We start from the raw sequence: 12804 nt of genomic DNA on the forward strand, positions 1-12804 counted from the left end.
CACCATCGCTACAATTTGACGGCCATTTCCCGGCTCCAGAGACGCAGCTTGCGGCAGCCCTCGATAAAACCAGTAATCGCCTTGGGATCATCGAGACCAATCATGCCTTCATCGGCTTCCGGATCGACGCCGGCCTTCTGCAGCAGCGGGACGGCGCCCGACGTGAAGCCGATGAATTTGCAATGAGCAAAAGCGTCGGCAACGAAATCGCGCGCGGCGGCCTCGCCCGTCAGGCGCTCCGCTCCTTTCTCGGAGAGGATCAGCGCTACTGCGTCGAACAGGACCGATGGCCCGCCGTCGATCATGTGCTTTGCAGCGATGAGACTTCCATCCGCCGCCTCGACGCCGCCCACCTTGGGCGCTATGACCTCCATCACCGCGCCTTCCTTCTCGATCGCTGCCTTGAGGTTCTTCAGCAGCGCTGCATCGGCGCCGGGACTGACAAGCACACCGACCTTGCGGCCAGCAAAACTGTCAGGCCCGTTCCGGATGATGCTGAGCGCCGGCGATGGTTCGAGATCGTCCCTCGGCGCGACCGCCGCATCCGCGGGCTTGGGCAATTGCTTCATGCCAAGCTTGTCAGCGACAGTTTCTGCCAAGCCTTCATCAATGTTGAGGAGATGCGACACCATGCGCTCGCGGATAACCGTTGTCTCGACCTTGGAGAGCTCGAAGGACAGCGCCATGGCGATATGCTTCTGCTCAGGCGCGGTCTGACTGTTGAAGAACTGTCGCGCCTGGCTGTAGTGGTCGGCGAAGCTCTCTGCGCGCAGACGGACTTTCTGGCCTTCCTCCGCCTCGGCGAACGACCGGAAACCGTGCTGGGGCGATTCCCGCGGGCCTTCGCCGAATGAATTCGGCTGGTAGTTCACGCGGCCGACCGGATTGCGCATTGCCATGTGGCCATCCTGCTGGAAGTGGTGGAACGGGCATTTTGGTGCGTTGATCGGGATATGGGTGAAGTTGGGGCTGCCGAGACGCTTCAGTTGCGTGTCCAGGTAGGAGAAGTTTCGACCCTGCAGCAGGGGATCGTTGGAAAAGTCGACGCCGGGCGGTACGTTCTGCGTCATGAACGCGACCTGCTCGGTCTCGGCGAAGAAATTGTCGGGCATACGATCGAGCACCAAGCGGCCGACCGGGACGGGCGCGAGGATTTCTTCCGGAATGATCTTGGTCGGATCCAGAACGTCGAAGTCAAAACTGTCCGCGAAGTCCTGATCGAAGAGCTGGAGGTTGAGCTCCCATTCCGGGAAATCACCAGACTGGATGGCATTCCAGAGGTCGCGTCGATGAAAATCGGGGTCAGCGCCGTTGATCTTCACCGCTTCGTTCCAAACGACCGACTGCATGCCGAGCTTCGGCTTCCAGATGAATTTGACGAAGGTGGATTCGTCCTTCGCATTGACCAGCCGGAACGTGTGAACACCGAATCCCTGCATGAACCGGAAGGACCGAGGTATCGCCCGATCCGACATGACCCACATAATCATGTGCATCGATTCGGGCGTCAGGCTGATGAAGTCCCAGAAATTGTCGTGTGCCGATTGCGCCTGCGGGAAGGCACGATCAGGCTCAGGCTTCACTGAATGAATGACGTCGGGAAACTTGATTGCGTCCTGAATAAAGAAAACCGGGATGTTGTTGCCGACGAGATCCCAATTGCCTTCGTTGGTGTAGAATTTGACGGCGAACCCACGCACGTCCCGCGCCAGGTCGAACGAGCCTTTCGAACCGGCCACCGTGGAGAACCGCACGAAGGCCGGCGTCTTCTCGCCGGCACGCTGGAAGATATCCGCGCGGGTGTAAGCCGCTAGCGATTCATAGGTCTCGAAGAAGCCGTGCGCGCCATAGCCGCGTGCATGCACGACGCGCTCGGGAATGCGCTCGTGATCGAAATGAAAAATCTTCTCACGGAAGTGGAAGTCTTCGATTAGTGACGGTCCGCGCTGGCCAATCTTTAAAGTATTCTGGTCATCGGCCACTGGGCCGCCTTGGGCGGTCGTCAGGATCTCGCTGTCACGTTCGGCGATCTGGTGAAGCTCGCCTCCGTTCCCCCGCACGAGCTTTTGATCATGGATCGTCGCGGGCTTGCCCGACGACTGTCTGGTTATCTTGGCCATGCTTGAATTCCTTGAAAAGGAGGGGGCGGCTTCAGGTCTCCCTCAATGCTGGGATACCCATTTAAGTTCCTGGTGGTGGGTGTCACGTGCCCGCATTTCGAAGAATAGCACTCGGCTGCCTGAACAGTGGACCGGGTCGGGCCGGCGAGTTCTTGGTCGGAACTGAACCAAGACGACGTTCTCTTGCGCCAACCAGAGGAAAGCCTTCGTGAGCTCGGCCGCCGATATTCTGCCCAATCCAGACAAAAACCGGCTCCCCGCACACAAGCGATTGCGACGAGCCGAAACGTTCAAGCAACTCGGCCCGGGGCTTATCACGGGCGCAGCAGACGATGATCCGAGCGGTATTGCGACCTATTTCCAAGCAGGCGCCTAGTTCGGCTACAACATGCTGTGGACGATGGTCCTGACCTACCCGCTGATGAGCGTTGGTCAGCGGGGAAATCGGGCGTGTCACCGGATGCGGCCTCGCCAAAAACCTCGGCGACATACTGCCTAGATGGACGGTGCTGACACTGGTCGCTCTGCTTTTCGTGGCTAACACGATCAATATCGGCGCCAACCTCGCTGCGATGGGAGCAGCCGCACAATTATCCACCGGCACGCCGGCGTTGCCGTTCACGATCGGCTTTGCCGCGATCTCCGTCACATTGCAGATGTTTGTCTCTTACGCGCCTACGCTCGATACCTAAAATGGCTGACACTTGTGCTGCTTGCCTATGTGGCAGTCCTTTTGGTCGCAGATGTCGACCCTTGGCTCGCTGCGGCCAAGGGTCTGGTGATACCTTCGTTTCCGCTCAACGGAGATAGTTTCACCGTCATCGTAGCGATCCTGGGAACGACGATCAGTCCTTATCTTCTGTTTTGGCAAAGCTCCCAGGAAGTCGAGGAAATTGAACAAGGCCCGCAAGCCAAAGCGCTGGTCAGGGCACCGGATGGGGCGAAACGTGAAATCCGGCGCATCCGACTGGATACGTTCGTCGGCATGACTGTTTCCAATGTGGTCGCGCTTGCCATCATGACGAGCACAGCAGCAACCCTTCATGCAGCGGAAAGATCGAGATCGCGAGCGCCCCCGACTTTGCCGAGGCACTGCGCCCGCTTACAGGCGAGTTCGCGTTCTTCATCTTCAGCCTTGGTATCATCGGAACCGGTTTATTGTCGCTTCCCGTTCTCGCCGGTTCCGCAGCCTAAGCATTTGGGGAGGCCCGCCGGCTGCGTCGCGTCTAGCAACCGGCGGTTGGCACCTTTAGGCACGGCGGGCTTTCGGTTGGCTAGTGTATGGCGCCACCTTCCCGTATAAGCGTAAAAAGTAGAGCGCCGCACGTGCGTCGCAGCCGCCCGATCAGGATGCTTCCTGCACTTCCTCGACTTGTGGCGTCACGGGTGCAGAATTAACGACGTAGGTGTTCGAGGTCAGGTCGCTCGTAGATCGAATGATGATGCCGTCGTCTCTTAATCGGGCAAAGGTCGCCCTTGCGATACGCAGGGGCTTGCCTTTGGCATCTGCGGCGGTGACTTTGTTCGACCAGGGAACGTGAGTGATGGTGTCAACGCGCTTGAGAAAGCGCTTTTCCTTCTCAGTCAACTCGATCACGCCCGTTCCTCCATACCATTTTGCTGCGTTGGTTGGCCGGTAACGCCGATGATGCGACTCCGTTCCAAGGATCCACGGCACCAAACCATGGTAGGGACCTAGCGGGTCCGCCGGGCTTGCTTATCCGCTGAAGCACCCTCCAACGAGGGCGGGGAATTTACCATTTGGCCGCCAGGCACCTCTTCACCTCATGAGCCTCAGCGCCTACTGCGGCCGGCAGCGGGAAGCGCAAAGGCGGAAGGTAGCTTAAAGAATTCGCGGGCAGTCCCGGAACCGCCTTCAAGTGATGCATCTGGCACGGCAGAACGTCCTGCTGCATAGTCCCTCGATCGGAACCAGGACCCATCGTTATGAACTGGGGTATAGAGGATTTTACGGCTGCGGCCACGTTACTTGCCGCTGCATGGATCGGGATCGCGCTGGTTCGACGCAACGTCCATGGCAGAGTACTTCGCCCCATGTTGCTAGTCGGCGTGGTGCTTGTCGTGCTGATGATCTGGGCTCACTTGGCCGTGGGAATCGTCTGAGCCGCAACCGCCAACGTGGTGCCTCCCGTTAAGGTCGTCGAGCCGGCTCGTGGTTCATCAGGGCTTCGAATAATTGAACCATTCCGGAGGAGGGGCCTTGTGGCCGCGTTGCAGACATTCTGCATCGGCATCCGAGGCCGCGTCTGGGAATGGCTTCGGCCTAGGGCGCGCGATCAAAACCAGAAGGCGGCAAAGAAACCTCGAACTGCCCATGGTGCCGCTCATGGCACTACGGCCATCGGAGGAACCGACGAAATTGCGAGTTCCGGGGAAAGTCTGGAAGGAGAGTGGCCGGCGCGCCTTAATTGCCGGACAGATGGTCCAGCGCGTTCCTTTCACCGCCCGCGCCGGCCGGTTACGCGCAAGCGCGACATGCATAGAATCTGACGGATCAAATCATGATCATTCTCATCGTGGTGATTATCAAGGGAGATTGATAGGCGACCGGCAGAACCCAAAAATCGAGGCACCGGCAAATGTCGAAAAAGACCCGGAAGATTGGATCAGCGGAGACGAACCAATTACCCCCCGCACAAGCCTCATATCTGAAAACTTTGGCGGAACAGGCCGACGACCCTGACGCCTATGCTGACGGCCTCAGCAAGGCGGAAGCCTCTAAACGCATTGATGCACTCCGGGAGAAGTTAGGCCTGTAGTCTGTTCGAAGAACTCGCGCCTGGCATCGCTATCAACCGCACAGCGGCGAATGCGGCCAAAACTTGGTCAAGAGGTGCCAATATGCGAGACAGCGCTCTTCGCTGTGGGTCTGTTGAGTATCAACGCCGGGAATGAGCTGCATTGCGTTCTGCAACCGCTCGCTGGATAGTCCTGGCGATGTTGCAGACCTTAATGACTCATTGGCCCCAGATCCTCGCGATCATTTCGGTGGGGATGGCGGCCATCGGCATCGTCCACGCCATAATGACGAAGGAAGACGTCCGCGCCGCCACAGGTTGGGTCGGTGTGATGTTCCTGTCGCCATTCCTTGGCGCGATCATCTACGCCGTTGCCGGCATAAACCGGATCCGTCGTGCAACGATCAGCGCCATGCGGCCCCTTTCCAGCGAGGCGGCTTCCGCAAAACATGAGCGCAACATTGCCGCCGAGGAATTGATTGCCGAGCAGTACGGCCAACGCTTCACCGGCCTGAAGACATTGGGCGACAGAGTGGCCCGACGTGCCCTGACCGAGGGAAACGCGATTGCGATATTGGAAACAGGTGACGAGGCCTATGCCGCAATGTGCCGAGCGATTGATGGCGCTCAACGCACTGTCCTTCTCGAGACCTACATCTTCGACAATGACGATGTCGGGCGGCTTTTCGTGGAATCTCTCGCCGGAGCCGTCCAGCGGGGTGTCAGCGTTCGCGTGCTGATCGATGCCGTCGGGGCGCGTTACTCCGTCCCCAGCATCCTTGGGCGTCTGCGAGAGGCAGGAATCACAGCAGACCTCTTCAATGGCAACATTGTCATGGGCCTGCGTCTTCCCTACGCCAACCTCAGAACGCACCGGAAGATCCTGGTCGTCGATGGCACGATTGCGTTCACCGGAGGGATGAACATCCGGAAGGGATTCTCAGCCGAGTTCGCCGGGTCCTCCAGCGCGAGGGACACGCATTTTCAGGTCACCGGGCCGGTCGTGGCCGACCTTTTTTCGGTTGCCGCCGAAGATTGGCGCTTCGTGAGCGGCGAGCTTCTGAAAGGCGACACCTGGCAAGTGGCCACGCTTCCCCCGGCTCCCGGTCAACCGATGCTGGCGCGCGCGGTTGCATCCGGGCCGGATGCCAGCATCGAAACGAACCACAACTTGCTGATCGGGGCATTTTCCGTCGCCCGCAAATCGATCCGCATCATGTCGCCCTATTTCCTGCCGGATCGGGAACTGATCAGCGCGCTGACGACCGCGGCCAGGCGAGGCGTCGAGATCGACATCGTGGTACCGGCGGTGAACAATCTCTTCCTTGTCGACCGGGCGATGACGGCGCAATTCGATCAGGTCCTGAAGCACTATTGCCGCGTATGGCGCACGGAGGGCTCGTTCGATCATTCGAAGCTGCTGTCGGTCGATGGAGTTTGGGCTTATATAGGATCCTCCAATCTTGATGCCCGGTCCCTGCGGCTGAATTTTGAGATTGATATAGAGGTTCTTGATGCAGGCTTTGCCGCGGAGATTGAAGCGCGGATCGGATCGGCAATCGCCTCCGCCGCGTCCGTAACGATCGAAACCTTGAGAGCCCGGCCGTTCATCGTCCGCCTGTTCGACCGAGTGTTGTGGCTGGGATCGCCCTACCTTTAGAGGCTTTCTCGTTCTGCCGGGGGGAATTCGGGTGACGCAGCCATCGCTTCTTTTAAGCGCCGCATCTCGTCAGGGCAGGGAAGCAGCGATTGCAGATCCTATCTGAGTGAGACAAAGCTTAGTCTTGAAGGTAGTGAGGACGAGCAGCAGACTCATGCAAAGAACTGGACATAGCTTTCCTGCAAGTGTGCTCAAATCCATTCGCGACAGAAAAAAGCCGAAGGCGAAGGCTGCGCCGTCCGAAGGGACACGCCCCGCGGGGACTCTGGTCGCATCTTACAACGTTCACAAATGCGTGGGCGTCGACAGAAAGTTCGATCCCGAACGAATCGGTCGCGTCATCCGGGAAATCGCCCCGGATGTCATTGCGTTGCAGGAAGCGGACAATCGCTTTGGAGATCGTGCCGGCCTTCTGGATCTGCTGCGTCTCGAATTGGAAACGGGCCTGGTGCCGGTGCCGGTGTCCGGAAACGGCAAAGGGCACGGCTGGCACGGCAACGTTCTGCTTTTCAAACGGGGCATCGTTCGCAATGTCCATCAGATAAAGCTCCCGGGGCTGGAGCCGCGCGGAGCCCTGGTTGCCGAAATCGATCTGGACGAGAAACGAACTCTGCGCATTATCGCAGCCCATCTCGGCTTGCTACGCCGATCGCGCTCCGAACAGGCCCGTGTCGTGCTCGAAATCATGAACAGACCGGACGAAAAACCAACACTGCTGCTCGGCGATTTGAACGAATGGCGACTTGGAAACCGTTCCGCGCTGAATACGTTGCACACGACTTTCGGTCCCGCGCCGCCGGCGGTCCCCACCTTTCCATCGCGTCTGCCGCTGCTGTCGCTCGACCGGATCATGGCAAATCGACACGGAATGATCTCAACCGTCGAAGCCCATGACACGCCGCTTTCGCGGGTCGCCTCCGATCATCTACCGCTTACAGGATTCGTTCGCCTATGATGTAGCTGCCCAGCCCCATGGAAGGAGATCGGTTCAAAGGGAAGCTCTTGTCTAGACTAAGACTAGCGGAGCGGGCGCGGCCCAGCGGCCAGCTCAGCCCACGTTGTCGGTGCTGTTCGGATCGATCTTCCTTCGTCAGTCGCTCTCTGGCATCGATCACACGCCTTTGCTCGGCCCTTATTCTGCCGCACAACGCGAGATTAACGGCGACGCCACCGTCCTCGTCCAGCAACTCATTCGCGCGCTTCAGAGAGTTCTCGGCTCGTTTTACTCCCTGTCTGGCCTTGGCCACTTCGAGGCGATTAATTTCAAGCATTTTCCCGCGTCTTGTCCGGTTGCGGTCCCTTCAATAGTAGTTAACCGGCGTCGATCCCGATTGTTCCGGCCGCGCCCGTGGCTATTTCCCGCTTATAAAAGAGTAGGGGATTGCCGCGCGAGAACGTTGCGCGCGTTCGACACCTGCCATTGGCGGAGGGAGTGGGATTCGAACCCACGGTGGGCTTGCACCCACGCCGGTTTTCAAGACCGGTGCCTTAAACCGCTCGGCCATCCCTCCATCGTGATTTTTCAACCACTTGGATGCTCGTCCTGATCTCATCGCGTACCTGTGGGCACGGCTGCGCTGCGCGGACAGATCGTTCGCGCTTCATTGCTCTAGTGCGCCCAACGAAGTCCTGTCAACCGGCTGTTGCCCGGTTCCTGCCAAGGGCAGGGCACGGGCGCTTGACGGCGGGGCTTGAGCAGGACGAGCAGCGCTGCGCCGAAGGTCGAAACGCCGTGATTTCTCACAGCGATCGCCGGGACGGCTTGTGCCACAATCTCGCCCGGTTCCGACCATAATCGGTTAATACGGTGATAAACAATTCCTGTGCACAAGGGATTGCGAATCAAGGTGGCGCTGGCATTGTCGGGTAGGTTTTGGCCCGGCCGACGGTCAAGTTGCGGCGCCTTTGTTGAGAGGGGACAATCGAAAAATGCAAGGCACGACGCGCCCGCGTCTTCGTCGCGCTTCCGCTTTCGCGTTGTTTGCCCTGTCGGCTGCCTTGCTGGCGGCTTGCGCGGCGCCGCCACAGCCCAAGGCAATGGTCAACAAGAAGCCTCGCTCCAAGGAATATTTTGCCGAATCCGTATATGGCGTGAAAGCCAGCCCGCGCGTCACCTTCAAGATGTCGGGCCTGCAGCGTGGCGGCGGACGCGATCAGCTCGGCAAACCCTATCAAGTGCGCGGCAAGTGGTATTATCCAAAGGAAGACAAGCGCTACGCCAAGAAGGGCCTCGCCTCCTGGTATGGCGAAGCCTTCCACGGCAGGCTGACCGCCAACGGCGAAGTCTACGACATGACGCATCTGACCGGCGCGCATCCGACAATGCCGCTGCCGAGCTATGCGCGCGTCACCAATCTGAAGACCGGCAGCTCGGTCATCGTGCGCGTCAACGATCGCGGTCCTTACCATGACGGCCGCATCATCGATGTGTCGAAGCGCGCCGCCGAAATGCTCGACTATGCCAATATCGGCACGGCCAAGGTGAAGGTCGAATATGTCGGACGGGCGCCGCTTCACGGCAATGACGAGCAATATCTGATGGCCTCTTACCATCCCGGCAACAGGGCGCCGGATCCGTCGGACGGCCTGCCCACCGGTGTCATGATCGCCATGAATGGACCATCGCCGAGCATGGCCAACGCCGCCGCCGCTCCCTTTCCCGGTCAGTTGACGAATTCTGCATCAGCACAGCCTATCATGGCCGCGCAGACGCCGGCCGCTGGCAGTGTGACGCTGCCCGATTTCGGGCCGATCGTACCGGAACGGCCGCAGATCAATCTGCCGCCGCAATCGCCGTTCAGCGTAGCGACGCTGTCTTACGCCAACGAACGCGTGCAGCGCGCCTCCAATGTCTTTGCCGCGCTGGATGGCGCCGGCATGTCGCCCGGCGAAATCCTTCAATCGTGGAAGCGGCAAGTTCCTTCGGCCGCTTCGCCCACGGACTATATCGCGGCGGGCTCGTTCGAGGATGCCGCCGAGGCGCAGCAGGTGGCAACCCAGCTTTCCGGCTTCGGCAAGACCGAAATCCAGCGCTCCGAATTCGAGGGCAAGGACTGGTATTCGGTCAATCTCTATCCGGACGGCCATGGCAGCCTGGACGACATGCTGCAGGCGGCATGGTCGCATGGCGCGCCGGACGCGCTCGTGGTTCGGAATTGACCGGCAAAGCCTGAAGTTTTGCCGAGTTGTCCATCGCGCGGTTGCTCGGCCGGGACAAAGCTTGATAGCCTAGAGCTTGCCCCAAAAAATGCCGGCTGACAGGTCGATCTTCTCATGAAATTTCGCTTCGCCGCGCCTCTCGCCGGGCTCCTGGGTTTTGGCCTCCTGCTGCTTTCGCTGGCTCCGGCCGCGGCGCAGCTTTTCGAAACCAAGGCCGCGCAGGCCTTCATGATCGATGCCGAAACCGGAACGGTGCTGTTTTCCAAGGATGCCGACAGGCCGATTCAGCCGGCGTCGCTGGCCAAGCTGATGACGATGGAGGTGGTGTTCAACGCCATCAAATCGGGGCGCGTGACGCTCAACGATACATTCGTGGTGAGTGAGAACGCATGGCGCACCGGCGGCGCGCCATCCGGAACGTCGACGATGTTTGCCCAGCTCAAGTCGACGATCCGGCTTGAGGACCTGATCCAGGGCGTGACGGTCCAGGCAGCCAATGACGGCTGCATCATCATCGCCGAAGGTTTCGCCGGATCGGAGGCGAATTTCGCGACTGAGATGACTGAGCGCGCAAGGCAGATTGGCCTCAAGAAATCGACATTCGTCAATGCAACCGGTCTGCCGGCCGACGGTCAGCAAACGACGGTTCGAGAGCTAGCGCTCCTTGCCCTGCATATCTGGCGCGAGTACCCGGACCTCTATCGCTACTACGGCCAGAAGGACTTCACCTGGAACAAGATCACCCAGAGGAACCGCAACCCGCTGCTGGCGATGGATATCGGCGCCGACGGCCTGGCGATCGGCAGGAGCGAGGTATCCGGCTTCGGCATCGTCGGCTCGGCCAGCCATGGTGGCAGGCGGGTCATTGCGGCGATGAGCGGCCTGGCAAGCGACCGGGAGCGCGCCGAGGAAGCGCGAAAGCTGCTCGACTGGGGCCTTCGTTCCTTTGAGAAAACCGAGATTTTCGCCAAGGACGAAGTGGTCGGCGAGGCCCAGGTTTTCGGCGGTGCGAAATCCGGCGTGGCGCTGAAGGCAAAAGCGCCCGTAGTCATCTTCTTGCCGATCGCCAACCGCGACAAGCTGACCGCCAGAATCGTCTATGAGGGACCGGTTGCAGCCCCCGTAGAGGAGGGACAACCGGTGGGTGCGCTGCGGGTCTGGATCGGTGACACGCTGAGCCAGGAGACGCCGCTTTTCGCGGCCGAATCGGTTGGCGTCGGCTCGCTGCCACAACGCGCGCTCGATGCCGCCAAGGAACTGGCGGTCGGCTGGTTGCGTTAGCAGCCGTGGCGTGGACCTTTTCTCAAGTCAGGACTATTACGGTCCCGCAGCATGGATAAAGGCTTTGGCGCACGGATTCTTTATCACCTTCGAAGGCGGAGAAGGGGCAGGCAAGTCGACGCAGATCGAGCGGCTGGCCAGTAAGGTGCGCGCCAAGAAATACGATGTCCTTGTCACGCGCGAGCCGGGCGGCTCGCCAGGCGCAGAGGCGGTCCGGCATGTGCTGCTCTCCGGCGCCGCCGAGCCATTCGGCCCCAGGATGGAGGCGCTGCTGTTCGCCGCTGCGCGTTCCGACCATGTCGAGCAGGTCATCCGGCCGGCGGTCGAGCGCGGCTCGATCGTGCTTTGTGATCGCTTCATGGACTCCTCGCGCGTCTACCAGGGCGTCACCGGCGGCCTCGATCCAGCCTTCATGGGCGCGCTGGAAAAGGTCGCCATCAATGGCATGGTGCCCGACATGACGCTGATCTTCGATGTCGACCCGGCCGAAGGACTGCGGCGCGCCACCGCACGGCGGGGCACCGATGCCGGCGCCGACCGCTTCGAAAAGGAAACGCTTGATATTCACCAGCGCCGCCGCGAAGCCTTTCTGGCAATCGCCGCGGCAGAACCCGAGCGCTGCATCGTCGTCGACGCGTCCGCCGACCCCGACACGGTGGAGAATGTCGTCACCGGCGCCGTGTTCGCGGCGCTGGAGACGATGACGCCGAGGCACAGGAAACAGGCGCCGGGATGATTTTCGAACGGATCGCACCAGAACAGCACGACACACTTGACGGCGTACCGGAGCCATCCGAGACGCCGCGTCTGGTCGGACATGACCAGGCAGCGAACATGCTGGCGTCAGCCTATCGCTCAGGGAAGCTGCCGCATGCGCTGATCTTTGTCGGACCGGTCGGCATCGGCAAGGCGACGCTGGCCTTTCATCTGGCGCATCATCTGTTGAAGCATCCGGCGTTCGAACAGGCGCCGGAGGTCCTTGCCGTTCCCGATCCGGCGTCGTCGCTGTTTCGCCAGATCGCCACCGGCGCGCATCCTTCGGTGCTGCATCTGACCCGCCCGCCGAACGACAAAACCAAGAGTTTTAAGACGGTCGTCACCGTCGACGAGATCCGCAAGGTCAGCCGTTTCCTGTCGTTGACCTCGCATGACGGCAGCTACCGGGTGGTGATCGTCGACCCGGCCGACGACATGAATACCAATGCGGCCAACGCCTTGTTGAAGAATCTTGAAGAACCACCGGCACGCACATTGTTCATCCTCATCGTCCATGCGCCGGGCAGCCTGTTGCCGACGATCCGCTCGCGCTGCCAGATGGTGCGGCTCACGCCGCTGGATGCCGAGAGCCTGATGACGGTCCTGGAGAGCGTCGAACCACCGCCACCGGACGATCCCGCGGCGCGCGCGGCACTGGCCAAGCGGGCAGGGGGCAGCGCGCGCACCGCAATCCTGTTGACGCAGTATGGCGGGCTGGAAATCGCCGAGACGCTCGACGCCCTGGCGACAGCGGGAAAGAGCGATGTTGCCGGCGCATTTCGCCTGGCGGAGGCGGTCGCCGGGCGCGACCAGGCGATCCAGTTCGATATTTTCAACCGCCGTGCGCTCGACCTGCTCTCGACCGGCGCAAGCCAGGCCGCGCTGGCGGGCGATCTGGCGCGGGCCAAAACGCTGTCGGATACTTGGCACGAGGCTTTGAACGCTATATCTGAGACCGACACCTACAATCTCGACAAGAAGCAGCACGCCTTGACCATGATCGACCGCCTGAATTCTGCAATGCGAATGTGACGGCCCATCGGGATGGCAATCGCCGTTTCGATGCGAT

The 12804-nt window shown here is 60.5% G+C and carries 11 protein-coding genes, 1 tRNA gene and 2 pseudogenes; 10 read left to right on the forward strand and 4 right to left on the reverse strand.

Annotated elements, in window-relative coordinates:
* Positions 1 to 8: 8 nt before the first annotated feature.
* On the reverse strand, positions 9 to 2120 hold the full coding sequence (katE, locus tag NMG70_RS20150) for a catalase (protein ID WP_254026154.1): 2112 nt from the start codon (positions 2118 to 2120) through the stop codon (positions 9 to 11).
* A gap of 208 nt (positions 2121 to 2328) precedes the next feature.
* Here katE and NMG70_RS20155 point away from each other — a divergent pair, with 208 nt between their 5' ends.
* From NMG70_RS20155 to NMG70_RS33475, 3 genes and pseudogenes are all read left to right on the forward strand, one after another.
* Positions 2329 to 2496, forward strand: coding sequence for a hypothetical protein (locus NMG70_RS20155; RefSeq protein ID WP_254026155.1), 168 nt, complete (start codon positions 2329 to 2331; stop codon positions 2494 to 2496).
* Between the two features lie 52 nt (positions 2497 to 2548).
* On the forward strand, positions 2549 to 2812 hold the full coding sequence (locus NMG70_RS33470; protein WP_495663987.1) for a divalent metal cation transporter: 264 nt from the start codon (positions 2549 to 2551) through the stop codon (positions 2810 to 2812).
* A 29-nt stretch (positions 2813 to 2841) separates the two neighbouring features.
* Positions 2842 to 3314 (forward strand): annotated as a pseudogene (locus NMG70_RS33475) (divalent metal cation transporter).
* A 151-nt stretch (positions 3315 to 3465) separates the two neighbouring features.
* Here NMG70_RS33475 and NMG70_RS20165 read toward each other — a convergent pair.
* Positions 3466 to 3717 carry a hypothetical protein gene (locus NMG70_RS20165; RefSeq protein ID WP_254026156.1) on the reverse strand — a complete coding sequence of 84 codons (252 nt, stop codon included), beginning with the start codon at positions 3715 to 3717 and terminating at the stop codon, positions 3466 to 3468.
* Between the two features lie 960 nt (positions 3718 to 4677).
* Between NMG70_RS20165 and NMG70_RS20170 the strand changes: the two are divergent.
* The 3 genes and pseudogenes from NMG70_RS20170 (at position 4678) to NMG70_RS20180 (ending at position 7494) form a co-directional block, all read left to right on the forward strand.
* Positions 4678 to 4900, forward strand: a pseudogene (locus tag NMG70_RS20170) (DUF3072 domain-containing protein).
* 178 nt (positions 4901 to 5078) lie between these two features.
* Entirely contained in the window at positions 5079 to 6539 is a 1461-nt protein-coding gene (locus tag NMG70_RS20175; protein WP_254026251.1) for a phospholipase D-like domain-containing protein, read from the forward strand.
* Between the two features lie 154 nt (positions 6540 to 6693).
* Positions 6694 to 7494, forward strand: a complete 801-nt coding sequence (locus NMG70_RS20180) for an endonuclease/exonuclease/phosphatase family protein (RefSeq protein WP_254026157.1) — start codon at positions 6694 to 6696, stop codon at positions 7492 to 7494.
* On the opposite strand, the gene NMG70_RS20185 is transcribed toward NMG70_RS20180, so the two are convergent.
* Positions 7472 to 7810 carry a hypothetical protein gene (locus tag NMG70_RS20185; protein WP_254026158.1) on the reverse strand — a complete coding sequence of 113 codons (339 nt, stop codon included), beginning with the start codon at positions 7808 to 7810 and terminating at the stop codon, positions 7472 to 7474. The two genes, NMG70_RS20180 and NMG70_RS20185, sit on opposite strands and share 23 nt — an antisense overlap.
* A gap of 150 nt (positions 7811 to 7960) precedes the next feature.
* Positions 7961 to 8050, reverse strand: a tRNA-Ser gene (locus NMG70_RS20190).
* A gap of 418 nt (positions 8051 to 8468) precedes the next feature.
* Between NMG70_RS20190 and NMG70_RS20195 the strand changes: the two genes are divergently transcribed.
* The 4 genes from NMG70_RS20195 (at position 8469) to NMG70_RS20210 (ending at position 12767) form a co-directional block, all read left to right on the forward strand.
* Positions 8469 to 9698, forward strand: a complete 1230-nt coding sequence (locus tag NMG70_RS20195; RefSeq protein WP_254026159.1) for a septal ring lytic transglycosylase RlpA family protein — start codon at positions 8469 to 8471, stop codon at positions 9696 to 9698.
* Positions 9699 to 9812: 114 nt separating this feature from the next.
* A complete protein-coding gene (locus tag NMG70_RS20200) occupies positions 9813 to 10979 on the forward strand; it encodes a D-alanyl-D-alanine carboxypeptidase family protein (RefSeq protein ID WP_254026160.1) in 1167 nt (388 codons plus the stop codon).
* 64 nt (positions 10980 to 11043) lie between these two features.
* Entirely contained in the window at positions 11044 to 11715 is a 672-nt protein-coding gene (gene tmk, locus NMG70_RS20205; RefSeq protein ID WP_254026161.1) for a dTMP kinase, read from the forward strand.
* On the forward strand, positions 11712 to 12767 hold the full coding sequence (locus tag NMG70_RS20210) for a DNA polymerase III subunit delta' (protein WP_254026162.1): 1056 nt from the start codon (positions 11712 to 11714) through the stop codon (positions 12765 to 12767). The genes tmk and NMG70_RS20210 overlap by 4 nt, the downstream gene beginning before the upstream one ends.
* Positions 12768 to 12804: the final 37 nt, after the last annotated feature.

The sequence above is a fragment of the Mesorhizobium ventifaucium genome, from assembly GCF_935822925.1.
Taxonomy (GTDB): domain Bacteria; phylum Pseudomonadota; class Alphaproteobacteria; order Rhizobiales; family Rhizobiaceae; genus Mesorhizobium; species Mesorhizobium ventifaucium.

Coding starts and splice junctions, on each gene's coding strand:
- NMG70_RS20195 (WP_254026159.1), top strand. CDS start 8,469: ATGCAAGGCACGACGCGCCCGCGTCTTCGTCGCGCTTCCGCTTTCGCG.
- katE (WP_254026154.1), bottom strand. CDS start 2,120: ATGGCCAAGATAACCAGACAGTCGTCGGGCAAGCCCGCGACGATCCAT.
- NMG70_RS20210 (WP_254026162.1), top strand. CDS start 11,712: ATGATTTTCGAACGGATCGCACCAGAACAGCACGACACACTTGACGGC.
- NMG70_RS20185 (WP_254026158.1), bottom strand. CDS start 7,810: ATGCTTGAAATTAATCGCCTCGAAGTGGCCAAGGCCAGACAGGGAGTA.
- NMG70_RS20180 (WP_254026157.1), top strand. CDS start 6,694: ATGCAAAGAACTGGACATAGCTTTCCTGCAAGTGTGCTCAAATCCATT.
- NMG70_RS20200 (WP_254026160.1), top strand. CDS start 9,813: ATGAAATTTCGCTTCGCCGCGCCTCTCGCCGGGCTCCTGGGTTTTGGC.
- NMG70_RS20175 (WP_254026251.1), top strand. CDS start 5,079: ATGTTGCAGACCTTAATGACTCATTGGCCCCAGATCCTCGCGATCATT.